The 24,827-nt window shown below is 72.6% G+C and carries 25 protein-coding genes and 2 tRNA genes; 14 read left to right on the top strand and 13 right to left on the bottom strand.

Annotated elements, in window-relative coordinates; translation table 11 throughout:
- Window positions 1-31 precede the first annotated feature (31 nt).
- Together RM446_RS13700 and RM446_RS13695 are read right to left on the bottom strand one after the other, a co-directional pair.
- Window positions 32-1,162: a winged helix DNA-binding domain-containing protein gene (locus RM446_RS13700; protein WP_311545660.1), complete on the bottom strand. Its 1,131-nt coding sequence runs from the start codon at window positions 1,160-1,162 to the stop codon at window positions 32-34.
- 48 nt (window positions 1,163-1,210) lie between these two features.
- A complete protein-coding gene (locus tag RM446_RS13695) occupies window positions 1,211-2,275 on the bottom strand; it encodes a sulfotransferase family protein (RefSeq protein ID WP_311545659.1) in 1,065 nt (354 codons plus the stop codon).
- Window positions 2,276-2,502: 227 nt separating this feature from the next.
- On the opposite strand from RM446_RS13695, the gene RM446_RS13690 reads away from it, so the two are divergent.
- Window positions 2,503-3,342: a DUF817 domain-containing protein gene (locus RM446_RS13690; protein ID WP_311545658.1), complete on the top strand. Its 840-nt coding sequence runs from the start codon at window positions 2,503-2,505 to the stop codon at window positions 3,340-3,342.
- Window positions 3,343-3,387: 45 nt separating this feature from the next.
- A complete protein-coding gene (gene rnhA, locus RM446_RS13685; RefSeq protein ID WP_311545657.1) occupies window positions 3,388-3,858 on the top strand; it encodes a ribonuclease HI in 471 nt (156 codons plus the stop codon).
- A 58-nt stretch (window positions 3,859-3,916) separates the two neighbouring features.
- Here the strand turns inward: rnhA and RM446_RS13680 are convergent, their stop codons facing one another.
- The 4 genes from RM446_RS13680 to RM446_RS13665 all read right to left on the bottom strand — a co-directional run bounded on the left by RM446_RS13680 (window position 3,917) and on the right by RM446_RS13665 (window position 6,609).
- A complete protein-coding gene (locus tag RM446_RS13680; protein WP_311545656.1) occupies window positions 3,917-4,468 on the bottom strand; it encodes a DoxX family membrane protein in 552 nt (183 codons plus the stop codon).
- Window positions 4,469-4,628: 160 nt separating this feature from the next.
- On the bottom strand, window positions 4,629-5,573 hold the full coding sequence (locus tag RM446_RS13675) for a DUF3592 domain-containing protein (protein WP_311545655.1): 945 nt from the start codon (window positions 5,571-5,573) through the stop codon (window positions 4,629-4,631).
- Between the two features lie 93 nt (window positions 5,574-5,666).
- Window positions 5,667-6,182, bottom strand: coding sequence for a flavoprotein (locus tag RM446_RS13670; protein WP_311545654.1), 516 nt, complete (start codon window positions 6,180-6,182; stop codon window positions 5,667-5,669).
- Between the two features lie 354 nt (window positions 6,183-6,536).
- Window positions 6,537-6,609 (bottom strand) — tRNA-Arg (locus tag RM446_RS13665).
- A 471-nt stretch (window positions 6,610-7,080) separates the two neighbouring features.
- Here RM446_RS13665 and RM446_RS13660 point away from each other — a divergent pair.
- A complete protein-coding gene (locus tag RM446_RS13660; protein WP_311545653.1) occupies window positions 7,081-8,112 on the top strand; it encodes a D-alanyl-D-alanine carboxypeptidase family protein in 1,032 nt (343 codons plus the stop codon).
- Between the two features lie 115 nt (window positions 8,113-8,227).
- Here the strand turns inward: RM446_RS13660 and RM446_RS13655 are convergent, their stop codons facing one another.
- The 3 genes from RM446_RS13655 to RM446_RS13645 all read right to left on the bottom strand — a co-directional run bounded on the left by RM446_RS13655 (window position 8,228) and on the right by RM446_RS13645 (window position 10,309).
- A complete protein-coding gene (locus tag RM446_RS13655) occupies window positions 8,228-8,872 on the bottom strand; it encodes an RcpC/CpaB family pilus assembly protein (RefSeq protein WP_311545652.1) in 645 nt (214 codons plus the stop codon).
- Window positions 8,873-9,176: 304 nt separating this feature from the next.
- Entirely contained in the window at window positions 9,177-9,572 is a 396-nt protein-coding gene (locus tag RM446_RS13650; RefSeq protein ID WP_311545651.1) for an FmdB family zinc ribbon protein, read from the bottom strand.
- Window positions 9,573-9,748: 176 nt separating this feature from the next.
- Entirely contained in the window at window positions 9,749-10,309 is a 561-nt protein-coding gene (locus RM446_RS13645) for a 5-formyltetrahydrofolate cyclo-ligase (protein WP_311545755.1), read from the bottom strand.
- 185 nt (window positions 10,310-10,494) lie between these two features.
- Between RM446_RS13645 and galU the strand changes: the two genes are divergently transcribed.
- From galU to RM446_RS13600, 9 genes are all read left to right on the top strand, one after another.
- The gene (gene galU / locus RM446_RS13640; RefSeq protein ID WP_311545650.1) at window positions 10,495-11,424 is read left to right on the top strand and encodes a UTP--glucose-1-phosphate uridylyltransferase GalU; all 930 of its coding nucleotides are present in this window, start codon (window positions 10,495-10,497) and stop codon (window positions 11,422-11,424) included.
- A 64-nt stretch (window positions 11,425-11,488) separates the two neighbouring features.
- Complete coding sequence (gene glp / locus RM446_RS13635) at window positions 11,489-12,724, top strand: molybdotransferase-like divisome protein Glp (RefSeq protein WP_311545649.1); 1,236 nt, start codon at window positions 11,489-11,491, stop codon at window positions 12,722-12,724.
- A gap of 37 nt (window positions 12,725-12,761) precedes the next feature.
- Window positions 12,762-13,250, top strand: a complete 489-nt coding sequence (gene moaC / locus RM446_RS13630; RefSeq protein WP_311545648.1) for a cyclic pyranopterin monophosphate synthase MoaC — start codon at window positions 12,762-12,764, stop codon at window positions 13,248-13,250.
- The gene (locus RM446_RS13625; RefSeq protein WP_311545647.1) at window positions 13,247-13,804 is read left to right on the top strand and encodes a MogA/MoaB family molybdenum cofactor biosynthesis protein; all 558 of its coding nucleotides are present in this window, start codon (window positions 13,247-13,249) and stop codon (window positions 13,802-13,804) included. Before moaC ends, RM446_RS13625 begins: the two co-directional genes overlap by 4 nt.
- A gap of 144 nt (window positions 13,805-13,948) precedes the next feature.
- Window positions 13,949-14,593, top strand: coding sequence for a GNAT family N-acetyltransferase (locus tag RM446_RS13620; protein WP_311545646.1), 645 nt, complete (start codon window positions 13,949-13,951; stop codon window positions 14,591-14,593).
- Window positions 14,594-15,246: 653 nt separating this feature from the next.
- A complete protein-coding gene (gene sepX, locus RM446_RS13615) occupies window positions 15,247-15,960 on the top strand; it encodes a divisome protein SepX/GlpR (RefSeq protein ID WP_311545644.1) in 714 nt (237 codons plus the stop codon).
- Between the two features lie 244 nt (window positions 15,961-16,204).
- Window positions 16,205-16,278, top strand: a tRNA-Ala gene (locus RM446_RS13610).
- 299 nt (window positions 16,279-16,577) lie between these two features.
- A complete protein-coding gene (locus RM446_RS13605; protein WP_311545643.1) occupies window positions 16,578-17,777 on the top strand; it encodes a cation:proton antiporter in 1,200 nt (399 codons plus the stop codon).
- A 1,073-nt stretch (window positions 17,778-18,850) separates the two neighbouring features.
- Window positions 18,851-19,447: a hypothetical protein gene (locus RM446_RS13600; RefSeq protein ID WP_311545642.1), complete on the top strand. Its 597-nt coding sequence runs from the start codon at window positions 18,851-18,853 to the stop codon at window positions 19,445-19,447.
- Between the two features lie 48 nt (window positions 19,448-19,495).
- On the opposite strand, the gene RM446_RS13595 is transcribed toward RM446_RS13600, so the two are convergent.
- Window positions 19,496-19,819, bottom strand: a complete 324-nt coding sequence (locus RM446_RS13595) for a sec-independent translocase (RefSeq protein ID WP_311545641.1) — start codon at window positions 19,817-19,819, stop codon at window positions 19,496-19,498.
- 232 nt (window positions 19,820-20,051) lie between these two features.
- Between RM446_RS13595 and RM446_RS13590 the strand changes: the two genes are divergently transcribed.
- A complete protein-coding gene (locus RM446_RS13590; protein WP_311545640.1) occupies window positions 20,052-21,002 on the top strand; it encodes an ion transporter in 951 nt (316 codons plus the stop codon).
- A 103-nt stretch (window positions 21,003-21,105) separates the two neighbouring features.
- On the opposite strand, the gene RM446_RS13585 is transcribed toward RM446_RS13590, so the two are convergent.
- Both RM446_RS13585 and RM446_RS13580 read right to left on the bottom strand, forming a co-directional pair.
- Window positions 21,106-21,309: a cold-shock protein gene (locus tag RM446_RS13585; protein WP_067975405.1), complete on the bottom strand. Its 204-nt coding sequence runs from the start codon at window positions 21,307-21,309 to the stop codon at window positions 21,106-21,108.
- 295 nt (window positions 21,310-21,604) lie between these two features.
- On the bottom strand, window positions 21,605-23,236 hold the full coding sequence (locus RM446_RS13580; protein ID WP_311545639.1) for a dolichyl-phosphate-mannose--protein mannosyltransferase: 1,632 nt from the start codon (window positions 23,234-23,236) through the stop codon (window positions 21,605-21,607).
- Between the two features lie 201 nt (window positions 23,237-23,437).
- Between RM446_RS13580 and rsmI the strand changes: the two genes are divergently transcribed.
- Window positions 23,438-24,316 carry a 16S rRNA (cytidine(1402)-2'-O)-methyltransferase gene (rsmI, locus tag RM446_RS13575; RefSeq protein ID WP_398695129.1) on the top strand — a complete coding sequence of 293 codons (879 nt, stop codon included), beginning with the start codon at window positions 23,438-23,440 and terminating at the stop codon, window positions 24,314-24,316.
- 41 nt (window positions 24,317-24,357) lie between these two features.
- Here the strand turns inward: rsmI and RM446_RS13570 are convergent.
- Window positions 24,358-24,827 (bottom strand): IS110 family transposase (locus RM446_RS13570; RefSeq protein WP_311545638.1); only part of this gene is annotated, 470 nt, incomplete at its 5' end.

The raw sequence follows: 24,827 nt of genomic DNA, 5'->3' as shown, positions 1-24,827 counted from the left end.
CGCCGGGCGCCACCCGGCACGGATGGCCTGGTCACCCGGTCGGCGGCCCGACCTCGACCGTGCGCTCGGCCGCCGCGGGCGCGTAGAACGCCAACAGCGCCTCGGCCTCGGCCCGCACCGCTGCCTCTTCGTCGCCGCTGAGGTGCCGGAACGGCCGCACATCCAGGACCGCGGCGCGCCGCCGCACCGTGATGCGCCAGCCGCCGGCGGCGAACCCGTCGAGCAGGATCAGGCCGGGATCGGTCCCGTTCCTTGCGGTGAAGCCGTGCGCGCGCAGGTCCACGGTCACGAGGCGGTCCAGATCGGCGAAGGACCAGCGCAGGTTGTCGAATTCGTAGAGGAAGCGCACCGGTGCGGGGGTGTCGGCGTCGGGGCGCGGCGCATCCGGAAGATCGAACAGCTCCCGCCCCTCCTCGGAGCGGAACACCCTCAACCGCGGCCGCAGGCCGTCGACCACCTCGTTCAGGCGGGTCAGCCCGCACCATTTCTGGGCGTCGAGCACCGAGGCGGGGCCGAACGCCGCAAGGTAGCGCAGGACCAGGTGCTCAAGGCCGGCGGGCTCCGGAAGCGGGCGGCCCAGCCAGGTCTCGACGGGACTGTGCGCCGCGGGGCCGCTGCGGCCCCACTGCCCGCGCGGAGGCACCTGCGCGAGCGGTACGAGTGTCCGGACCCACTGCGCGAGCGCCTGCGGATCGCGCTCCCCCCAGCCTGCGGAGCGGCCGTGCTCGGCCAGCCTGGAGCCGAGCTCTCCGAAGGTCAGCGGCCCCTCCTGCAACGCCGCGCGACCCGCCTTCTCCACCTCTGCCGGGTCGAGCCCGGAGACCCGGCGTCCGAAGGCGCTCCGGTACATCCGCTCGTGGACGGGGGCCGTCAGCGGGCGCAGGCGGACCGCGTCGTCGGCGGTCAACAGGTGGATGGTGGAGCGCATCACCGGCATCCGCACGATCGCCCCCGAACCCAGCAGCTCCGAGGTGGGCTCGGGGGCGTAGTCGGCCAGTCGGGTCCACAAGCCCGTGTACCAGGTGTGGGGGGTCTGTGCCTGGAGGCCCACCAGGTGTGCGAGGGCTTGTTCGGGCGCCATCGCCGAGCGCCGCAGCAGGAGCTGGCGCTCCAGGGTGGCCCGGTTCAGACGGCGGCGGCCGAGCACCGCGGATACGTTCATGGCAGCAGGATACGGACCGCTGCCGACACGCTCCCGGTCGCGCGTCCCTCAGCCGTCGGACTCGGCGGAGTGCCCGCTGGAGGCGGCGGAGCCGGCCTCCGAGGCGACGATGGCGACGTCGGAGTCGGCCTCGCGCAGCCGCCGCGCCCGGTCGAGCCAGAGGCGCTTGCGGCGGGCGAGACGCCGCTTCGCGCTCACCCGCGCGTAGCGTGCGAGGTCGCCCGCCGCAGGGCGGGGAACCCCCGAGAGCGCGTAGCCGTTCTCGCGCAGCCGCTTGGCGAGAACGGTCTCGGCCAGTGCCGCCTCCCGCGGCTCCAGCCGGTCGTGCCACGATCCGGAGCTGGACGCGTTCACGTCGCGGCCGGTGTTGCTGTGCCAGGTCTTGAACTTGGGCACCGCGCTCTTGGCCACCTTGCGCGGCTCGCACATCACCGGGTCGAACTCCTCGCCGAGGAAGTCGCACAGCGCCGACAGCTCGCGCTCCGGATCGGCGACGAGGTCCTCGTAGCGCAGCTGGTGGAAGGTGTCGGGGCCCAGGAGGCGAACGGCGGTGCGTCCGTAGTCGATCGCCTCGGCCCAGGTGGAGATCGCGTGGTAGCTGGTCTGCTTGTACCAGGGCATCTGCTTGAGCGAGCCGACGCAGTCGCGGCCGTCGCGGATCAGGTGGACGAACTGCGCACGCGGGAACATCCGCCGCAGCTCCTCGACCGCCTGGTAGTAGCCCGGCCGCTTGTCGCCCCAGCGCTCCTTGCCGAAGCGGCGCGCGTACTGGCGGAGCACGGTGCCCAACGCTGAGCCGACGGTCGGCGGGCCGTCGACGATGGCGGCCACCGTCTCGTCGCGGTCCAGCTTGAGGTCGCGGTAGCGGGTGTTGCGCGGGCCCGTGACCGCCTCGGCGAGCCTGCGCCGGTTCGCGCTCTCGTCCAGGTCGCCGAACTCGGCGCGGCGGCGGTAGAGGTCCAGCATGAAGCGGGTCTCCGGCGGGATCGCGAGTCGCGGGTGGGCGTGCAGCATCAGCTGCAGGAGGGTTGTGCCCGACCGGGGGCAGCCGAGGATGAAGATCGGGCGCTCGGCGGGGGAGGGCCAGCCGTCCACAGGTGAGCCACCGTCCATCGTTGCGGGAACAGATGCGGAATGCGGGATCGGCCCGGCGGGCCGGTGATCAAGACAGACTATCGGCCGACGGCACTGTGTTCCGAAACATCGGATCGGCGGTGTCGGCGCCGGCGGTGGCTGCACCCCGTGCCGCGGGGGGCGGCGCTGCTGCACGGGCGCGCCGTCTGGCATGCTTGCCGGCTCACAGGCCGCCGGCCGGACCGGCGGCGAGGGGAGGGGACCGCATGGCCGCGGATACGGGACCGCAGGCGCAGTTGCCCGGCGCGGCGGCGCGGCCCGCCACCGGAGCCGACTGGCTGCGCCCCTCCCAGGTGCTGCGCTTCGCCTGGCAGGAAGCGCTCTCCTGCCTCTTCGCGGTGTGCCTGTTCGTCGGGCTGGCGCTCTCGTCCGTCGTGCCGCTGCCCCTCGCCCGCTACGACGCGCTGCTGCTCTACGGCATCGCGCTGACAGCGGTGTTCTGGGCGACCCGTCTGGAGACCGGGTCCGAGGCGCTCGCGGTCGCCGGGTTCCACGTCGTAGGGCTGGTGTTCGAGCTGGTCAAGGTAAACATGGGGTCGTGGAGCTACCCGGAGGAGGCGCTGACCAAGATCGGCGGGGTACCGCTGTACAGCGGTTTCCTGTACGCCGCCGTGGGCAGCTACGTGTGCCACGCGTGGCGGCGGCTGGACCTGGAGCTGGCCGGCTACCGCGGGGTCGCCACCGCGCTGGTCGCCGCCGGGATCTACACCAACTTCCTGACCCACTACTGGCTGCCCGACGTGCGCGTGGCGCTCGCCGCCGCCATGGTCGCCGCCACCTGGGGCGTGATGGTGCGTTTCACCGTGGGCGCCGTGCGCTACCGAATGCCTCTCGCGCTGTCGTTCGTGCTGATCGGCTTCTTCCTGTGGGTGGCCGAGAACATCGCGACGTTCCTGGGAGCCTGGGAGTACCCCTACCAGGCCGACGTGTGGCGCCTGGTCCACCCGGCCAAGTTCGGGGCCTGGGCGCTGCTGGTGACGGTGGCCTGCGTGATCGTCGCCACCTGGAAGCAGGCCGGCCGGGAACGCGCCCTGCAGCCCCGATGAGCGCCGCGGTCCCCGTCCGCGGGCCGACGCGGTAGATTTCCCGGCGTGCGAACGAGCGGAGAGCAGGCCGCGGCCGAGCGGTCGGTGCTGATCTACACGGACGGCGCCTGCGCCGGCAACCCGGGGCCGGGCGGTTGGGGCGCGGTGCTCCACTACGGAGAGCACGCCAAGGAGCTCTACGGCGGCGAGGCCCGGACCACCAACAACCGCATGGAGCTGATGGCGGCCATCATGGCGCTTGAGGCGCTCAAGCGGCCGCTGTCGGTGAGCCTGCACACCGACAGCACCTACGTGCGCAACGGAATCACCACCTGGATTCGCGGCTGGAAGCGCTCGGGCTGGATGACCAGCGCGAAGAAGCCGGTCAAGAACGCCGACCTGTGGCAGCGCCTGGACACTGCCGCCGAACGGCACGACGTCCGGTGGAACTGGGTGCGCGGGCACAGCGGGGACAGCGGCAACGAGCGCGCCGACGCGCTGGCCTGCCGCGGCAGAGACGAGGCGCGCGGACGCTGAAGGGCGTCGCCGGCGCCGGCCGGCGACGCCGCGGGCGCGGCCGGGCCCGACGCGAGCGTCAGCCGGAAGCGCTCTCGGCCCCCTCCGGCTCCGCGGCGTCCTCCGCGAGGCTGCGGTGCTTGCGGGCGACGACCGCCCCCACGGCCGCCGGGACCGCGGCCAGCGCCGCCAGGCGCATCCACGGCCGGTCGAACACGTGCCCCGTCGCTTCGTCCAACGACAGCCGACCGGGCCCCTGGGCCACCAGGGCCGCCGCGCCGAGCGCGATCAGGGCCGGGTACTCCAGGCCGCCGTCGGCGTTGAAGAAGCCGTTGGGCGCGTGCGTCTCGGCCGCCACGCCCATCGCCCCGGCCACAGCCGCGCCGCCCGCCGGCGTGCCGAGCCCGGCCACGAGTGCCGCACCGCCCGCCGCCTCGCACAGCCCGGCGACCGCAGCCATGGGCCGGGCCGGCCGGTAGCCCATGCCGTGGAACCCGTTCGCTGCGGCGTCCAGGCCGCCACCGCCGAACCAGCCGAAGAGCTTCTGCGTGCCGTGGGCGAACAGCGTCGCCCCCAGCCCCGTGCGTATGGCCAAGGCGGCCACGTCCCCCGTCGTCACGCATCCCGTCATGCGAACCTCCCCGCGTCCTCTTGCTGCGGCGTGCGACCGCCGCCCGCGCGAACCGGTGACCAGGGCGTCGGCCTGCGCACCCACTACCCTTCTCGGCGGGACCGAACGCGAGAAGAACGCGCGGCCGCGGAGCGGACCGGCGGAAACGCTGCGCCGCCGCTCAGGTGAGGGCGGCGATGACCGCCAGCAGGGTCGCGACGGCGGCGAAGACCAGGCTGAAGAGCAGGGTCAGCACGGGCGCGAGCAGCAGGCGCCCCGGACCGCCCACCGTGAAGCCGGTGGGGTCGGCCGGCTGGTAGGTGATCTCGACCTGCTGTCCCGGGCGGTTGCGGTCGAAGGCGGGGGTGTCGGGCGCGCGTCGGTGCACCTGGCGGCCGTCGGGCAGGGCGAACCGGACCGCGTAGGGGTAAACCCGGGTTTTCGACGGCCCGTCGTCGTCGCTGGAGCTGCGGATCTCGGTCCACGTCTGGGTGATGACGCCCCCGGTCGTGGTGGAGACGCGGCGCTTGCCCACCGCCGTGGCGAGGAAGTCGGCGCCTGCGCCTCCGATCGCCGCGGCCGCCGCGTAGAACACCAGGGCGATTCCGAGGAGGAAGTACCGCGTGTAGGCGGGATCGTAGGGGCCGTACAGGGTCGGGGTGAGAGCGAACAGGACGAGGCCCCCCACGAGCAGGAGCGCCGTCACGGCGACGACGGCGCGGAGCAGCCAACGGCGCAGCGGGGAGCGCTCGGCCTTCTCCGCGCCTGCGACGCCGTGCAGGTAGGGGTTGTCGGTGATCTCGACGTTGGCGGGGTCCTCCGGATCGAACAGGACCTCCACGCTCCACCCCTCGGCCGGGACGATCCCGCCGAAGCCGTCGGTGAACCGGTGCTCGTGGGCGCGCCCGGCCGGGTCGGCGTAGGCGAGCACGAACGGCTGCTCGAACGCGCCGCGCCCCTCGGGGACCGACGGCTCGACCGCGGTCACCGTCGCCTGCGCGCGGATCCCGTGCTCGGCGCGGCGCTGCCGCCTGCGCCGCGCGCGCAGCCCCAGCACGGTGAACAGCGCGCCGAAGAGCGCGAAGACGACGACCAGCGCGACGACGATCACAACTGCGACAGACAAGGGGGGACTCGCTTTCCACGGCCGCGGACTCGGCGCAGAGGGCACCCTACCGCCCGCGCCGGGCAGCGCGACGCCCGGTGCGCAGCGGCGCGATCAGTCGGCGGCGGGGTCCAGAGCGTTGAGGACGTCCTTCCACTGCGGGAGCCGGTCCTCGGCGGGTGCATCGGGGTCGAAGAGGACGCGGGCGCCCATACCGCGCAGCGCCTGCACGCTTGCGCCCGCGGCGGGGTGGCGGGCCAGCGGCCCGTTCAGGTGCGGGACGCACACGGTGGGGACGCCGTGGCCGAGCATCTCGCAGGCGACCGCGACCGCCATGGTGTCGGCGAACCCGGCGGCGATCTTGTTCAGCGAGTTGAAGGTGAGAGGGCAGGCCAGCAAGGCGTCCGGCGGCGGCAGGCGCTCGCCGGTGCCGGGCAGCCGGAAGTCCACCCGCACCCGGTCGCCGCTGATACCGGCCAGCTCGTGGACGTCGTGGAAGCGCGTGCCCATCGGTGAGGAGATCACGGTGACGGCCCATTCGCGCTCCCGCGCCTGCCGTACGAGGTCGGCCACGCTCTCGCGCGGCGACGAGGCTCCGGTCACCACCAGGTACAGGGTCCGATCGTCCATGCGCCGAGTCTAGGGAGTCCGCACCACCTGTTCGGACCCGGCCCGGCGAGCGGTCCCGGCAGCACGCCGGGCCTTGTCCTCCACCGCGCCCGAACCCCGCCGATCTTGTAGCTATCGTGAAGGAAAACGATTTACTCTCACGATGGCTACAAGATCGACGGCGTCGGCGCCTGCTGATCCGGTGCCGCTGACGACGGAGTCCTGAGCGCCATCCCCGATGCTCTGCTGCTCGACGGCGCTGAGCGCGCACTTCTGGGTGAGCAGCGCCCTGTGGGGCCGGCCCCGGATGGGGCGGAACCGGGGACTGAATCGGCAGCATGGGTTCTCGTGATGAGAGTCCCCAGGTCATAACGGTGGCCCCAGGAGGATTCGAACCTCCGACACCCACTTTAGGAGAGTGGTGCTCTGTCCCCTGAGCTATGAGGCCGGAACCGGGGCCCAGCCTAGCGGAGGATGGGGGGCCGATGGGCGGCCGGACGGAGGGCGAAGTTCCTACCCTTGCAGGCGGTCAGGTTGTCATGGTGGATCTGTGGTGTTGGTCACATTTAGTCCAAATGGCGCTCAGTGGAGGTTGCGGTGCTGTAACGGACGTAGCCTGGGACGCGGAATGAAGCACCGGTGACCTGCCGTTTCGCAGCGATGTCGACCCAGAAGCGCGATGTCGACCCCTCGCACTCCCCCCGTGTCCGCCGGAGAATCGATCTCGGTCAGTCCGATAGCGGACATGTAGTAACTTGCGATGCGGCCACGTGCACCACCGATTTACTCGCAACCGGAGGACCTCCTCGTGCCGTTCAACCTCGATTCGACGCGGCGATCGGCCCGCGTGCAGCGAATCGGGTCCTCCCGCTCCCCACTGGCCCTGCTCGCACGTGCGCGCAGGAACGGGGGGCTTTCGGTGATCGTCGCTCTCATCCTCGCACTCTTCGTGGTGCCCGGTGCTGAAGTCGCCTTCTCTCCCGTCAGCTCTCCCGCGTCGGCCGATTCCAAGCTCGACAAGCTCAAGAAGAAGGCGGACGAGGCCAAGGACGAGCTGGAGAAGGCCAACGACGAGTACACCAAGCAGAAAGACGAGCTGGACGACGCCCAGGACAAGCTGGTCTCCACGCTGCACGACCTCCAGCAGACGGAGCTGCGCCTGGCCGACATGCGCGAGCCGCTGGCCCAGCTCGGCAGCACGCTCTACATGCAGCCCAACGCCGGCGTCCTGGGTGTTCTGACCTCTGGCAAGCTGCAGCAGGACCTGCAGGCCGAGGCGCATGTGCTCAAGGTCGCCGACGACCGCCAGGCGATGCTGGACAAGGCCGACAACCTGCGCGGGGAGCAGTCCGACCTGGCCGCCCAGGCCCAGGAGCTGCAGACCGACACGCAGCTCCAGCGCGTCGAGCTGGAGGACAAGCTGGACGACCTGCGGGCCGAGTCGAAGGAAAGCACGAAGGAGCTGACCGCGGAGCTCAAGGACCGCGGACTCGACCCCGAGGCCTACTTCGCCGGCGCGGAGTGCGACCCCGCGGTCGCCGGCAACGCTGACGGCTACCCCAACGGACTGCTGCCTCAGAACAGCCTGTGCAAGCTCCACACGGGCGGCGAGTTCCTTCGCGCCGACGCCGCGATCGACTTCCTGAAGATGAACCAGGCCTACAGCGAGCGTTTCGGCGAGGGCATGTGCCTGACCAGCTCCTACCGCGACCTGTCCAACCAGCAGCGCCTCTACGCCACCAAGCCGCCCGGAATGGCGGCGGTGCCCGGTACGAGCAACCACGGCTGGGGGCTGGCGGTCGACCTGTGCGGCGGTGTGCAGTCCCAGGGCAGCGCGCAGTTCAACTGGCTGGAGGCCAACTCCACGAAGTGGAACTGGTTCCACCCGCAGTGGGCGTATTCCAACCCCTTCGAACCCTGGCACTGGGAGTACGACGCCGAGCACGGCTGAGGCGCCCTCCCTTCCTTGAGCGGGCCGTTCGGGCGGTGCCGGGCCGCGCGGTTGGGGGACGCTCGCCGAGGTGCGGTACGCGCGGGCGGTGGTCTTGACCGCCTGTTGTTCCCGGTCAGCCCCGTAGGGTGACCGACATGCGCGACACTCCGGCGTGTCCAGCGAGAGCGCGGGCCTCGGCCGGCCGCACAGCCAGCACCAGCAGCGGGCCGGCGGACGCGGCGTCCGCAGCGCCGGGCTCCTCGACGGCGATCACCGGTCGGTCCTCGACGACGGTCCGCGCGGACGGCGCCTCGCCGCGGTGGAGTGCGGCGTCGCCGCCCGGGGCCGCCAGCACGTCGACGCGGCTGCCCGGACGTACGAGGCCGTCGGGAAGTGTCCCGGCCGGACGCACCGGGGCCGCCACCAGTCCGGGGCCGTAGCCGCCTGCGGGAGGTCCCGCGATGCGCGCACGGGTGAGGACCTCGCCTCGGGTGACGGGGCCGGTGAGCGAGCGCCCGAGCGGGTCGTCGCGGGGGCGCAGCGCGTGCTCGGGCACCGCCGCAGGTGACAGCGCCCGCACCGCGAGGTCGCCGGGGGCCAGCGGGGCGAGCGCGTCGAGCCGCCGCGCGGCCACCAGGACCTCGGTGGCGGGTGTCGGCGGAGGGCGCAGCAGCAGCACGGCGCCGGTCAGTGCGAGCGCGGCGCAGAGGGCGCCCAGCGGTCGGCGCAGGCGGGAGAGCGCGCGCAGCGGAGCGCTTGCGGATTCGCGCCCGTTCACCGCGCCGCCCGGGTGCGCGGGGGCGGCGAGGAGTGCGGGTGGGGGACCGGCGGGCGGCCGGGGCGGGCGGTGTACGGAACGGGGGAGTCCATGCCCGTACCGTAGGCGGCGCGACGGGGGCCGTGCCGCCGTCGTCCACAGGCGCTGACGGCGCACCGGTGCCGGGGGCGGCCTCAGGGGCCGCGGCCCGTGCTCATGCCCCGGGCGGGAGCAGGTGGACCTCCGCCGACCGGGTGGGAACGCAGCGTCGGCCCGTCCCGGCATCGGTCGGGCGCCGGAGGCCGGGCGGTTGCCGGGGCGCGCCTCAGCTGCTCGCGGCGGTGGAGGAGGCGCCGGATCCGGCGGGGGCCTTGCTCTCCTTGGTGCCGCCGGAGCCGGAGGATTCCGACTTCGCCGACGAGGAGTCCGAACCGGACGTCGAACCGGAGTCCGATCCGGAGGACGCCGACTCGCTCTTCGCGGTGGCGCCGGAGTCGCCCTCCGCGCTCGCACCCGAGGCCGCCGCGGAGGAGCGGTCCGAGGAAGCGCTGCTGTCGGTGCGGTAGAAACCCGAGCCCTTGAAGACGATTCCCACGGCGGAGTACACCTTGCGCAGCCGGCCCTGGCACTCTGGGCAGACGGTGAGCGAGTCGTCGCTGAAGCTCTGCACGACCTCCATCTGGGAGCCGCACTCGGTGCATGCGTACTGGTACGTCGGCACTGGGTCCTCCTTCTGGCACTCTCGCCCGTCGACTGCCAAATATTACGCGGTCCGGCAGCACAGCCGCGACACGGGGGTGCGGCGGCGTCGAGATCGCCTGCGATCACGCCGCCGCAACGCTTGAACGCCGCGGACCCGGCGGGTGTTCCCCCAGGGCAATGCTGCCTCCTCGCCCGTCACTCCGCCGGTAGCAGGCGCATCCCCCCGCTCGGCGTCACCACCCCGTCCACGGGCCGGTCGTGCGGCTCGGCCGGAACCGACTCCACCAGCTCTGTGTCGTAAATCACCGCCAGCGTGCGGGTGTGCGGGCCCACCCGCGCCAGTGCACGGTCGTAGCAACCGGCGCCCCGCCCCAGCCGCAGCCCGCGGCGGTCCACCGCCAGTGCCGGGCATACGACCGCGGCCGCCCGGCGCACCGCATCGGGCCCGTAGCGGCGCCCCTTCGGTTCCAGCAGCCCGTACCGCGCCGCGGCCAGGCTGTCGGGCCCCTCGTAGGCCGCCCAGTCGAGCTCGCCGCCGTCGAGGAACACCGGTAGCAGCACGTAGGTGCCCCGCTTCCACAGCGCCGCGATCAGCTTGCGGGTGTCGGGCTCGGTGCCCACCGCGAAGTACACGGCCACCGTCCCGCCCGTCGTGAGCACCGGCTCCGCCGCCAGCGCATCGCGGATCGCCGACCCGGCAGCGCCCCGCTCGTCCTCGGGCATGGCCCGCCGCGCCGCGACGATCCGCCGGCGCATCTCCTGCTTGGTCTCCTGTCCGCTCACGAGACAGCAGTCTCCCAGCTCGCGCGGCCGACCGCGGCGCTCGGGAGCGCTCGGGCAGCACCGCTGCCGCCACGGCTCCGGCGCCGCCGGCCGCTCGGCCGCGGCCGCCTCACGCGCGCCGGACGCCGTGCACCCGGACGGTGTCCTAAAGTGCCGACATGACAGATACAGAACGCCGCCCCGGCGTTGCGAAGGCCGTCGTGCCCGCGGCCGGACTGGGCACCCGCTTCCTCCCCGCCACCAAGGCGACGCCCAAGGAGATGCTGCCCATCGTCGACAAGCCGGCGATCCAGTACGTCGTCGAGGAGGCCGTCGCAGCCGGGCTCGACGACGTACTGATGGTCACCGGCCGCTCCAAGCGCTCGATCGAGGACCACTTCGACCGCGCCTACGAGCTGGAGGAGGCGCTGCGCGCCAAGAGCGACACCCAGCGCCTGCACGCCGTGCGCGAGTCCAGCGAGCTCGCGCAGGTCCACTACGTCCGCCAGGGCGAGCCCCGCGGGCTCGGCCACGCCGTGCTGTGCGCCTCCGCCCACGTCGGCGACGAGCCGTTCGCGGTCCTGCTCGGCGACGACCTCATCGGCCCCCGCGAGGCCCTGCTGCGGCGCATGATCCAGGTCCGCGAGACCTACGGCGGAAGCGTCGTCGCCCTCATGGAGGTCGAGCCCGAGCAGGTCTCCCTCTACGGCTGCGCCGCCATCGAGCCCACCGGCGAGGACGACGTCGTCACCGTCACCGACCTCGTCGAGAAGCCGGCCGCCGACCAGGCGCCCAGCCGCTGGGCGATCATCGGCCGCTACATCTGCGACCCCGCCGTCTTCGACGTGCTGCGCGAGACCCCTCCCGGCCGCGGCGGCGAGATCCAGTTGACCGACGCACTGCTGGAGCTCGCCCGGCGCAAGCCCGCAGACGGCGGTCCCGTGCACGGCGTGCTCTTCCGCGGCCAGCGCTACGACACCGGGAACAAGGCCGACTACCTCCGCACTGTGGTGGAATTCGCATGTGAGCGCCCGGACCTGGCCGCAGACCTGCTGCCGTGGCTGCGCGACTTCGTCGACCGGCACACGGCCGCCGGCGGCGACGCCTGAACACGCCTCCACACTCCGCCCCCAGCACGCCCGAGGGCGGCACAGCCGAACAGTGGGTGAGGAAATGAAGACCGTCGAGCAGCACATCCGCGACGTCCTGGACCTGGTCGAGCCGCTCGAACCCATCGAGCTGGACCTGCTGCGCGCCCACGGCGGCGTGCTCGCCGAGGCCGTGTCCTCCACCGTCTCGCTGCCCCAGTTCGACAACTCCTCCATGGACGGCTACGCGGTCGCCGCCGACGACCTCGCCGGCGCCTCGGCGCAGGAGCCGGTGCGCCTGCCCGTGGTGGCCGACATCCCCGCCGGGGACGTTTCGGCCACCGCCGTGCGCCGCGGGCACTGCGCGCGCATCATGACCGGAGCGCCCCTGCCGCGCGGCGCCGACGCGGTGGTCCCCGTCGAGTGGACCGACGGCGGTCTGGCGACCGTCGCCATCGACCGCCCCGTCCAGCCGGGCAACGCCATCCGGCGGATCGGCGAGGACGTCGAGAAGGGCACCACCGTGCTGCGGCCGGGCGCGCGCCTGGGCGCGGGTGAGCTCGCGGTGGCGGCCGCGGTCGGCCGCGGAACGGTGCCGGTCCACCCCCGCCCGCGCGTGGTCGTGCTCTCCACCGGCGCCGAACTGGTCGAGCCGGGATCGCCGATCGGCCCGGGCCAGATCTGGGAGTCCAACAGCTACATGCTGACGGCTGCGGCGCTGGACGCGGGCTGCTCGGCATTCCGCCGCGGCTTCGTCGGCGACGACCCGGCCAGCGTCCTGGAGACCATCGAGGACGTGCTGGTGCAGGCCGACATCGTGCTGACCACCGGCGGGGTGAGCATGGGCGCCTACGACGTGGTCAAGGAGGTGCTGTCGCGGCTGGGCACGGTGAGCTTCGACAAGGTCGCCATGCAGCCGGGGATGCCGCAGGGCGCCGGCACCGTCGGCGGGTCCGCCACCCCCATCCTGACCCTGCCCGGGAACCCGGTCAGCTCCTATGTGTCCTTCCAACTGTTCGTGCTCCCGGCCCTGCGCCGGCTGCGGGGGCTGCCGCCCGACCCCCTCCCGGCCGTTCACGCCCGGCTCACGGCGGCGGTGCCGCACTCGCCCAAGGGTCGGCGCTCCTATTTGCGGGCGGTGCTGGAGTACGACGGCTCGGCGGGCCCCACCCCCTACACCGCCCAGCCGGCCACCCGGCAGGGGTCCCACCAGCTCTCGGCGCTCGCCGAGGCCAATGCGCTGGTCGTGGTCCCCGAAGCGGTCACCGAGCTGGAGGAGGGCAGCGTGGTCGAGGTCCTGCGCCTGCCCGACGCCCCCTGACCGCCGCCACCAGACCCCGCTGAGGAGGACGAACACCATGTCAGAGGCGCATCCTTCGGGGTTGAGCCACCTGGACTCCGCGGGCGCGGCCCGGATGGTCGACGTGTCGGCCAAGGACGTCAGCGCCCGCACCGCCACCGCCACCGGCCGGGTCCGGCTCTCGGCCGAGACGGTCGCCGCGCTGCGCGGCGAGGGGGTGCCCAAGGGCGATGCGCTTGCCGTGGCGCGGCTGGCGGGCATCCAGGGGGCCAAGCGGACCCCCGACCTCGTCCCGCTGTGCCATCCCATCGCGGTCCACGGGGTCGACGTCGACTTGGAGGTCGCCGACGAAGGCGTGCTCATCAGCGCGACGGTGCGCACCGCCGACCGCACCGGTGTGGAGATGGAGGCGCTCACCTGCGTGATGACCGCTGCGCTGGGGCTGGTCGACATGGTCAAGGCGATCGACCCCGAGGCCGTGGTCACCGACGTCCGGGTCGAAGAGAAGACCGGTGGCAAGACCGGGTACTGGAGGCGGTCGCAATGAGCGGCGAGCACGAGACGGAAAGCGGTGCCGCCGGCGGAACCGCCGCGCGCTACCGGATCGCGGCCATCACCGCCTCCAACCGGGCCGCCGCCGGGGTCTACTCCGACCGCTCGGGCCGGGTGCTGTACGAGGAACTCGCCCGCGTGGACGACGTGGCCGCCGTCGAGGGGCCCTGGGTGGTGGCCGACGGCCCTCCGGTCGGCGAAGCCCTGCTGCGCGCCGTGCGCGAAGGCTGCGACGCGGCAGTCACCACGGGCGGCACCGGGCTCAGCCCCACCGACGCCACACCGGAGGCCACACGCTCGCTGCTGGCCTACGAGATCCCCGGAATCGCCGAGGCGCTGCGCGAGACCGGCCGCGCCAAGGGCGTCGCCTCGGCCGTCCTCTCCCGCGGCGTGGCCGGCGTCGTCGAGCACGGAGGGCGGCGGATGCTGGTGGTCAACCTGCCCGGTTCCAGCGGCGGAGTACGGGACGGAATGGCCGTGCTCGGCCCGATCCTGGGCCACGCCCTCGACCAGCTCGGCGGCGGCGACCACTCGGGGTCGGCAGGCTGACGGCGGTCCTGCGGTGGTGGAATACTGGAGGAAAGCGACGGGGGCGCCACGCGTTCCCAACCCGTCGAGACACGGGAGCACAGAACGCACCCGCCGTCCGGCCAACGGGTGCACCGAAGGCCGGAGGCGCCGGAAGGACGCGACGTGAATCGGATTCGCGGCTGGCCGATCACCCTCGAAGAGGGCCCGATCGGCCTGCGCCCGCTGCGGCTGCGCGACGCGGGTGCACTGCGTGAGACGCGTACCCGCAACGCCGACTGGCTGCGTCCGTGGGAGCCCACCTACCCCGAGATGCCCCTGAAGACCACGGGACTCTCGCCGTACGTGGCGATGCTGCAGGCGATCCGCCGCGAGGCCCGCCACGGCGTGTCGATGCCGTGGGCGATCACCTACGACGGCGTGTTCGCCGGGCAGCTCACGGTCAGCGCGATGGTGTGGGGATCGGCACGCTCGGCCCAGGTGGGCTACTGGATCGACCGGGCCTGCGCCGGGCGCGGCGTCACGCCCACCGCGGTCGCGCTGGCCGTCGACCACTCGTTCTTCACCGTGGGCCTGCACCGGATCGAGGCCAGCATCCGACCCGAGAACCAGGCGAGCCGCCGGGTGGTCGAGAAGCTGGGCTTTCGCGAGGAAGGGCTGCGCAGGCGCCAACTGCACATCGACGGCGCGTGGCGCGACCACATCGGCTACGCGCTCACCACCGAGGACGTCCCCGGCGGCCTGCTCGCGCGGTGGCGCCGCCGCGGCCAGGTCGCGGGATCCGACAGCGCCGCGGGCGGCGCGTCCTAGCATCCCGCGGCGGCTGCGAGCGGGCAGGGGCCGGTGGCGGCCAGATGCGCACAGTTAAATCGGTGTCACCACACCGCTGTTCGCGGGATAATCGCCGATGCCCGGCCGCAATCCCGTCGGCGTGTGGACCATGGTGTCGCGGTGCGCCGGGCGCCCGGGTATCGGTCAGCAGCCGCGGCGCCGGATATCCGGTGGTGCACGCGGCGGCGGTGAATCCCGTGGCGCGTGGCGCCTCCTGTCGGGGTGGCGGCGGGTGACGGATGGAAGGTTCGTGGCGCGTGGCGCCTCCTGTCGGGGTGGCGGCGGGTGACGGATGGAAGGTTCGTGGCGCGTGGCGCCTCCTGTCGGGGTGGCGGCGGGTGACGGGCGGGAAGAGGAAAGACTGTAATCTCACGACACTCCGGTCCGAATACTGCGCATTTGCGGACACCTGGTCGTACCGTGCGGAACGTAGACGCACTAACGATGCAGGCAAGACGTACATACGGCGCATGGGGGACGGCGAATGACGAGTGGCACGATGAACGGCTCAGGCGCCGGATCGTGACCTCGGGGCGGCCCGCCGACGGGTCGCCGCCCGCTATGGGCCGTGAACGGGCATCGTCGCCGGAGCGTCTGGGACTGTCCGGTGGTCGGCGGTACGAGGAGGGGTCATGAGCAGCTCTCCTCTGTATCTCGCCATCGTGGTCGTCTGGCTCATCGTGCTGGTGCCGATGCTGCTGCGCCGCGATTCGGCGGCGCCCTACGAGGACGACGCCGACTTCGACGGCGACCTCCACGACGGCGAGGACGCCGACCACGACGGCGATGCCGAGGACGGTCGCGCTCCCTACGCGGCGGAGTCCGCCGAGGAGGAGCCCGAGTACGACGGCAGCCGCGGGGCGCCGGCGGCGCCCGTCCGGGAACGGGACGAACCGGCCGACCCGGACGAGACCCGCGTCATGGCGTCCTACGGCGCCGAGAAGCCGGAGGACGAGGAAGCCGCCATGGAGTCCGGGGCGCCGGCTCCGCGGCCGCGTCCCAGCCGGGCCGGGGTCATCGCGCGGCGCCGGCGCCGCACGAGCGGGCTCACAGCCCTGCTCGCGCTGGCCGGCATCGGCGTTGCTACCGGGCTCGGTCCCTGGTGGGTGCTGGCGCCGCCGACCGTGCTGCTGCTGGGCCATCTGGCCCTGCTGCGCGAGGCGGCCAAGGCCGACGCCGAGCGCCGGGCCGCCGAGGTGCGGCGCCGCCGCCGGGCGACCGAGATCCGCCGCGCCCGCGAGGCGGCCGAGGCGGCGCGCGAGGCACAGGTCATCGAGCTGATGAACCGCCGCAAGGAGGTGTACGACCAGTACACCGACGCGCATCAGCGCGCCGCGGGCGACTAGGCACGGCGCCGGTCGCCGAGCAGCGGTCCTTCTGGTCCCGGTGCGGTCCGCGATCCGCACCGGGACCAGGAGGTGCTCGGGGGCGCCGCGTTCGCGCTGCCCGTTCCGCTTCGGACTCGGGCGGCGGCGGGCAGGGGCGGCGACCGGGTCGACGGGCTCGGTACGGCCGCCGCCGGACCGGCCCGGCGGTGGATTTCCGATTCGGAGCACGGCACTGAAGCTGCTAGCATTTAAACGTTGTTCAGGGGCTGTAGCGCAGTCCGGTAGCGCACCTCGTTCGCATCGAGGGGGTCAGGGGTTCGAATCCCCTCAGCTCCACAGCAGGTCACAGGTCCTTCCGAGCCGTCGGGAGGACCTGTTCGTTTTTCCGTCCGTCAGCGGCGGCGGTGCCCCAACGGACCGATGCGGGGCGGGCGGGCCGCTCAGGAGCTCCTGCCGCTCCCTGCCGCCTGCCCTGACCCGCCGTCTGCGGACCGAGTCGCGCGCTCTTCGCCGCGCCGTCTCCGAACGCCCGGTTCCGCTGCGCACAACCGGGTCCGGTGCTTCCTTGCGCGCCGCCCGCGCGTCACCGGTGCGTCGGCCCGGGAGGGACCGGTCCGGGCGCCTACAGTTGCCGCATGCATGAGTCGGCCCTGGCCGGGGAGCTGGTGTCGCTCGCGTGGATCGCGCTCGCCGCGTTCCTCGGGCCGATGCTGGCGGCGTCGGTGCGGAAGACGATCCCCGACGTCGTCTGGCTCCTGGTGCTGGGTGTGCTGATCGGCCCCGAAGCGCTGGACCTGGCCGAGAGCAGCTCCGGCGTCCTGCTCGTGCGGGAAGTGGGCCTGGGGATGCTGTTCCTGCTGGCCGGGCTGGAGGTCGAACCGTCGTTCCTGCGGGCCCGCCAGGGGCGCGTGGCGCTTCTGAGCTGGGGGGTCGGTCTCGTCCTCGCGGTGGGTGCGGCGCTGCTCTTCGTCGGGGTGGAGGAGCCGCGCGTGGCGGTCGTGCTCGGCATCGCCGCCACGTCCACGGCGCTCGGCACCCTCCTTCCGATCCTGAAGGAGTCGGGCGGGACCCGGAGCCCGCTCGGCCGGGCGGTCCTCGCGCACGGCGCCGTCGGCGAACTCGCTCCCGTCATCGCCATGTCGCTGCTGCTGTCCGCCCGCAGCCCGGAGCTCTCGGCACTGGTCCTGGTTGCCTTCGCTGTGATCGCCGTGGCCGCGGTGGCGGTGCCGGCCCGGATCATCGCGAGCGTTCCCGGCCTGCGACGAGCCTTCGCCTCGGGGGTCCACTCCACGAGCCAGACCCTGCTGCGATTGGCACTCCTGGTGCTGACGACGCTGATGACGGTGTCCGCCGTGCTCGACCTGGACGTCGTGCTGGGCGGGTTCGCCGCGGGGCTGCTGCTCGGCAGGCTCGTCCCGGCCGGAAGCCGCACCCTCCGGGGCAAGGTCGAGGTGGCCGGGTACAGCTTCCTGATCCCGGTGTTCTTCGTGACGTCCGGCATGGCGATCGACACCGGCGCGCTCGCCGACGAGGCCCTGCTTCTCGTGATGGTCGTCGGCATCGCGCTCTTCCGCGGTCTGCCGGTGTGGGCCTCGGAGCGCCTGTTCGACACCGGATCAGGGCTGATGGACCGCCGGGACCAGCTCGCGCTCGGCCTCTACAGTGCGGCCGGACTGCCGATCATCGTCGCGGTGACCGAGATCGCGACGCGGTCCGGTCTCGTCAGCACGACGGAAGCCTCCGTCCTGGTCGCCGCCGGAGCCGTCACTGTTCTGGTGTTTCCGCTGCTGGCGGGGATCGTACGGGCCGGGCGGCAGCCGGGCGTCCCGGAGTAGGCGCGCGCGGCGGCCCGGGACCGCCCGCCGGGGCGCGGGTGCACACGCCGCGGTCGGTGTAGGCCTCGCGCACCGGAGTGGGGCCGCTCCGGTGCGCCCGCGCGCGAATCCGAAGGCGCGCGGCCGCGGCCGGGGGTGGGCGGCTGCGCGTCCGCCGACGTCAGGACTGCCCGTGGATATGTGGTGACCTGGGGAAAATCCGGCACACCCGGGCGCATGAGAGTATTGTGTGGCGCAGGGGTTCCTCCCGCCCCGCTGTCCCTCCGTCGCCTCGGCCGGCGCCGGTCCGACCGCGGCGGCGCATTGCATTGGCGGCACCGGATCATCGCTGAAATGCCCGCTTCCGGCAATGGGTCATCCTCGTTGGCAATGGTGTGGGCAGTGTCCGGTAATTCTCCAGTCGAGTGAGGAATCGTAGGCCGGGGTCGCGCGTCGGCCTCACCGCGTGTTACCCCGGGGCCGGTGCGATGCCGTTCTCCGGTGTCATCAATTCGATACACTGAGTTCTTCCTGTTCAGCGGCCACATGGCGGCGAATCCGCAGGTGGGGGCGGAGGCCGGGTGGAACACGGCGGGTGACGGCGGCACCGGCGGTGCCGTGCATTTTTTATGCGCAATTCCAGGGCTTGGAGATATATATCCGGTAGAAGGCTGGTAAACCCCCGTTTGGGGCTTGCGCGAAGTGTGGCCCGGGGCTTATCTTACGTTCCGGGGATGGATGATGATGCAATGGAAAGGTGCACTGTGTTAAGGAAGACCTGCGCGGTCATCGCACTCGCTGTCACCGCGGTTCTCGCGCCTTCGATTCCCGCTGCCACCGCTGACACTGCGGAAGCGGCGGCCGCCTCTTGGAGCTGGATCTAGCGAAGCGCCCTCGCCCGCGGGGAGTTATCGATTCGAGAACGCCGTTTCCCGGCCCGTGCCCCCGGGCCGGGGAGCGGCGTCCGCTCGTGCGCGCCGACTCCGGCGCGTGGTGCGGGCCCGCAACGGTGCCGCTCCGGCGTTGCTGCGGACCGCCGAGCGGGTAGGCAACGGAGAGTGATCCGGCCCGGCGGCATAAGGACGGCGAGACCCGTGCCCGACCATTCGGCCCCCGACCCCCGCCCGCAGTACCGCCGCTATCCGGGCGGCGGCGAGTTTCCGCCCGGTCGCCACGCCCCCGGCGGCTACCACCTGCCCGAGGACGCCGCCGAGCCCGCGCCGCCGACGGAGCCCGCGCTGCGGGGGGAGCCCCCGCCCGAGCCCGTCGCATCCGCGAGCGGTGACGAACAGGAGCCGGTACCGGTCGCGGCGGAGCGGTTCCGCCGCGTCGAGCCCGCCCGCCGCAAAGCCATCCCGGCTGTCAGGGGCCGCAGGCACTGGCGCCTGTGGATCAGCACGGCTCTGTTCGTGATGCTCACCGGAAGCTGGGCCGACTATCTCGCACCGAGCACCCGTGCCCTGTGGCACCTGGCGTTCTGGGGGCTGCTGGGCGCGGCGGCGCTGATCTCGGTCTACCGCGAGCGCCGCAACGGCTGGGATCCGTCGCCGCGCTGGCACTGGCCCGCGGCCGCGGTGGCGGGCACCATCGCGACCGAGGTGCTGGTGGCCACCGCGGGCTCGGCCGCGGTGATGGCCGGATCGGCCGTGGTGCTGGCACTCGGCATGTTCCTGGTGCTGATGTTCGGCTGATCCGTCCGGCCGCGCGCGCGAGGCGGATGCCCCCGTCGGGAGGCAGGGTCAGGTGGCCTCGCTGTCGAACGGCGGACGCCTGCCGTTCAACTGGGCGGCGGGTCGGCTGCGGTCGGCGGCGCCGTCCTCGTCGCCGGACTCCCAGAAGTGCTTCTGCACGAACCGCCGCGGGTTGAGGTCCTCGACGTCGAAGTCCTTGAACTCCGGTCCCAGGCCCTTCTGGATGTCGGTCTTGGCGCTGTCGGCCATGGTGCGCAGCTGCCGCAGGACCCGGCCGATCTGCGCCGCCGCCTTGGGCAGCTGCTCCGGGCCGAAGATCACCAGTGCGAGCACAGCGAGGGCGATGAACTCGCCCGCCCCGATGTTGAACATGCCCGGCTCCTCCGATTGGCCCGTGGTGGTTGCTCCGGCCTCCTAGCAGATTAACCCGTGTCGCCCGTGCCATGGGCAACCGAGGGCGGCCTGGGGGCGACCCGGCGGGTTCCGGGCAGGCGAGCGCCTCCACGGGCCTGCAGCCGCGAGAATGCCGGGCGCTAGGGTTGATGCGGCCGTGCGGGCGGTCGCGGGCGGCAGTGTGGACGGTGGCGACGTGACGGGAGGGCCGGTGGCCGAAAGAGCGCTGCGCGGTTGGGCGCAGAGGATCGTCGGCGGACGCTGGTTCCAGGCCGCGATCATCGGTCTGATCCTGCTGAACGCCGTCGCCCTCGGCCTGGAGACCTATGTCGACGGCCCGCTCGCCGGCGCCGCCGGGTTCCTGGCCGCGGCCGAGGTCGTCTTCGTCGCCGTCTTCGCCGCCGAACTGGTGCTCAAGGGGTTCGCCTACGGCCGCGCGTTCTTCCGCGACCCGTGGAACTGGTTCGACATGATCGTGGTCGGCATCGCACTGGTGCCGGCGTCCTCGGGGTTCTCCGTCCTGCGGATGCTGCGCATCCTGCGCATCCTGCGGTTGGTCAGCGTCGTACCGCAGATGCGCACCATCGTCACGGCGCTGTTCCGCTCGGTCCCCGGGCTGGGCACCGTGAGCGGGCTGCTGCTGATCATCGTCTACACCGCGGCGGTACTGGGGGAGCGGCTCTTCCACGAGATCGACCCCGAGCACTTCGGCGACCTCGGCACCACCCTCTACACGATGTTCGTGCTGCTGACGACCGAGGACTGGCCCGAAGTGGCCCAGCCGGTGCTGGAGCGCGAGCCTGTGGCGTGGGTGTTCTTCATCGGCTACATCGTGTTGACGGCGTTCATCATGCTCAACGTGGTGATCGGCGTGATCGTCACCGCCATGGAGCAAGAGGTCAACGCCGAGCGCTGGGAGGCGGACCAGGAGCTTGAACTGGAGCAGCACCAGTCGGTCATGAACCGGCTGGAGGAGCTGACCGAGCAGGTCGCCCGGCTCAGCGACCAGGTGCGGGTGCTCGGCGGCGGCCTCGATGGCGGCGGGCGTCCGATCGGCGGGGACGGCCGAACAGTCGCCCATTCCCCTGCGGAGGACGCCGGAGTCGGCGCTGCGGAAGGCGCCGAGCCCGCCCTGGAACCGGACCGAGGGTCGGCGCGGTAGCCAGCGCCGTTCGCGGCCGCGGGAGCGGCGGTACCGCCCCCCGGAAACGCAGCAGCCCTTCGCCCGAAGCCGAGCGAAGGGCCGAGAAAAGATTCAGGCGACGTCAGAGCGCACGCACGTTGGACGCCTGCGGGCCCTTCGGGCCCTGGGTGATCTCGAACTCGACCGACTGGTCCTCTTCCAGGTTCCGGAAGCCGGTACCCGCGATCGCCGAGTAGTGCACGAACACGTCCGGTCCGCCGCCCTCAACAGCGATGAAACCGAAACCCTTCTCAGAGTTGAACCACTTCACGGTGCCCTGAGCCATCTGCTCTCCCTTTGGGGACTAACTTCGGGGCCGCACCCTGCTGGCCCCGGGTTGCTGAGCGCCCGTCCCCGGGAGTTTCTGCCCTAACGACCAGCGCCCACGTGAAGTTCCGTGAGGCGCCTGGGCCATCAATGGAAACTACAACCGCAACCGGTTCATGAGACTACCAGCCGCATACATGCCCTGCCGAGGCTTTCCGCCCACGGAATCAGTGTTCAAGAACCCGTCATTCGGGCATGCGTTTCCTGTTGATTTCTCGCTCGCGGAAGGCTAAGACCCTGCGAAGGGGACCGGGTCAGTCCCCGCCCCCGTTGCCGTAGATCCAGGTGTCGAACCACATCCGCTGCGCCCAGGCGTCGTAGGGGACCGTCTCGCCGCTGAGCACCGGGTACAGGTAGGCGAAGTTGGTGACCACCAGCAGCAGCACCACGCCGAAGACCACGCCCCCCGCTGCCCTCGCCCACGGCGAGTACTCCGGCCGCGTCTCGCCGGCGCCGAGCACGAGCCCCAGGGCCAGCACGAGCGCCAGCACGACGAACGGCAGCATCGGCAGGGCGTAGAAGACGAACATGGTCCGGTCGGGGTAGGCGAACCACGGCAGCCACCCCGCGGCCACGCCCAGCAGCACGGCGCCGGCGCGCCAGTCGCGATAGGTCAGCCACCAGCCCAGCATCACGACCAGGGCGGCGATGCCCAGCCACCACACGGCCGGCGTGCCGATGCTCAGCACCGCGGTGGAGCAGTCGGGCTCGCCGCAGGTCGAGGGCTTGTCGTCGTAGTAGAACGCGACCGGCGTGCGCATGATGGGCCACTCCCACGGCTGCGACGCGTAGTCGTGCGGCTTGGACAGCCCGCTGTGGAAGGAGTACATCTGCTGGTGGTAGTAGACCAGGCTCCGCAGTCCGTTGACGGGTGCCTGCACGAATTCCGGCGCGCTCTCGAGCCAGGCGGGCATGTGGGCGGCGCCCCAGCCGCGGCCGTAGCCGCCCGACGTGGCCAGCCAGCCGGTCCACGTCGCCAAGTAGGTGGCCGCGGCCACGCCCACTGTCTGGAAGAACGCGGGAACGGCGTCGAAGCCGAACCAGCGCAGTGCCGTGCGGTCGTGACCGGTGCTGCGCCGCGCCCCGTAGTCCCAAGCCACGGTGAGCAGGCCGAACGCCGCCACGTAGAACAGGGCCGACCACTTGCAGCCCACCGCCATGCCGAGGAACAGGCCTGCGCCGATCCGCCACCAGCGCATCCCCAGCCAGTTGACGGCCCGGACGCCCTGCTCGGCCTTGTCGACCAGCCGCGCACGGGTGCGGTCGCGGTCGACGACCAGGCATCCGAACCCCGCGAGGATGAAGAAGGTCAGGAAGATGTCGACCATGGCGATGCGGCTGAGCGTGAAGTGCAGCCCGTCCAGCGCCATGATGAGGCCCGCCGCGGCGCCCAGCAGCCACGAGCGGGTCATCCGCTGGGCGATGCGCACCAGCAGGAGCACCGACAGCGCGCCGACGACCGCGGAGGCCAGCCGCCACCCCTCGGGCTCGACCTCGGCGGTGCCCGGAAGCAGGCCCCACACCTGGTCCCCGGCCGCGATCAGCCACTTCGCCAGCGGGGGATGGACCACGAAGTCGGCGCCACCGCTCCAGATCTGGTCGTTGCCCCGCTCCAGCATCGCGTCGGCGCGTTCGAGGGTCTCGTGCTCGTAGCCGAAGACCCACATCGACAGGCCGTTCTTGGCGTAGTAGGTCTCGTCGAAGTAGATCCGGCCCGGTCTGCCCAGCCCGACCAGGCGCAGCGCGCCGGCGAACAGGGCGACCGCCACCGCCGCGACCCACCCCGCCCAGGCCGGCTGCGGCATGGGCGGCACCAGGCGGGAGCGGACCGATCCGCGCCAGCTCGGATCCGGATCGACGGTGGCTTCGGGTGCGGTGGTGGTCATGTCGGCTCTTAAGGTTGGGGCACGGGTGGTCGGTCTTCGGGGATGCCTCACGGCGGGATGGTGCCGGGCGGCGCCGCGCGGGCCGCGGATCCGTGCCGCGAGCTGGGCGGGCGCCGCGGGCCGCCGCCGCGGCGGCCCGCGCGCCGGTTCCGGGCCGCCCGGAGCACTCCCTTACCGTAGCGTCTAGAGAGCGGGTGGAACGTGACCGCAGTGCCGAGCGGAGCTGAGGGGCGGCGAGACGCGCAGGCGCCCGGAACCCTGACGCTGGCGGGGCTGCCCATCGGCAACGGCGACGACGCCCCGCCGCGGCTGCTGCGAGCGCTGGAGGGCGCACGGACCATCGCCGCGGAGGATACCCGCCGACTGCGCCGCTTCGCCGCCCGGGCGGGCCTTCGGCTCGGCGGCGACGCCGGCGCCCGGGTGGTCTCCTACTACGACGCCAACGAGGCGCGCCGGGCCGAGGAGCTGCTGGGCGAGCTGAAGGCCGGCCGCGACGTGCTGGTGGTCACCGACGCCGGCATGCCCGGCGTCTCCGACCCCGGCTACCGGCTGGTGGCGGCGTGCGCCGAGGCGGGCGTCCCCGTGACGTCGGTTCCGGGGCCGACCGCGGTGACCACGGCGCTGGTGCTGTCCGGGCTGCCCACCGACAGGTTCTGCTTCGAGGGGTTCGCGCCCCGCAAGGGCCGGCGCGCCTACTTCGCCGATCTCGCGGCCGAGCGGCGGACGATGGTCTTCTTCGAGAGCCCGCACCGGCTGGCCGACACGCTCGCGGCGATGGCCGAGGGCTTCGGGGCCGACCGGCGGGCGGCGGTGTGCCGGGAGCTGACCAAGACCTACGAGGAGGTCCGGCGCGCCCCGCTGGGCGACCTCGCCGAGTGGGCCAGCGGGGAGGTGCGCGGCGAGATAACGGTCGTGGTGGCCGGGGTTTCACCGGCCGCCGTACCGCGCACACCCGAGGACCTGGCGGCGGCGGTGGCCGAGCGCGAGGCCGGGGGAGCCTCCCGCAAGGACGCGATCCGCGAGGTTGCCCGCGAACTCGGGGTTCCCAAGCGCGAGGTCTACGACGCGGCGCACCGCTGACAGGCTGCTGGGCGGGCCCTAACCCCGTTGACCCTTCTATGTCAAGCGGCGAGATGATGCTCGATCGCGGCATGGTCCCACCCCGCCCGGTCCCGGACCATGGCCCGGTAGATCACATCGATCAGATGGCGTTTGAGTACCCGGTAGGCGCCCCGCTTGCCCTTGGACGGCTCCAACCGCTCCACCAGGGCCCCGGCCCCGGGATGGCGCTGCCTCTGCACCACCGCGGCGATGTGGACCACACTGTTGAGGCGCCGGTTGCCGCCCCGGCACAACCGGTGGCGGTCCCGCCCCGAGGAGGACACCGGGATCGGCGCGCACCCGGTGTGGGCGGCGAGCTTGGCCGCGGTGGGAAACCGGGTGATGTCGCCGATCTCGCCGATGAGCACCGCCGCCGAGACGGGGCCGATGCCGGGGATGGCCAGCAGGTGCCCGGCCAGGGGCTCGACCAGGTGCCGGATGCGGGCCTCCAGCCCGGCGATGCGCGCGCTGAGGTCGCCCGCCTCGGCCA

It is taken from the genome of Streptomonospora wellingtoniae, assembly GCF_031845375.1.
GTDB lineage: Bacteria > Actinomycetota > Actinomycetes > Streptosporangiales > Streptosporangiaceae > Streptomonospora > Streptomonospora wellingtoniae.
The sequence above is the reverse complement of the archived record's forward strand: the minus strand, read 5'-3'. Positions and strand labels throughout refer to the sequence as shown.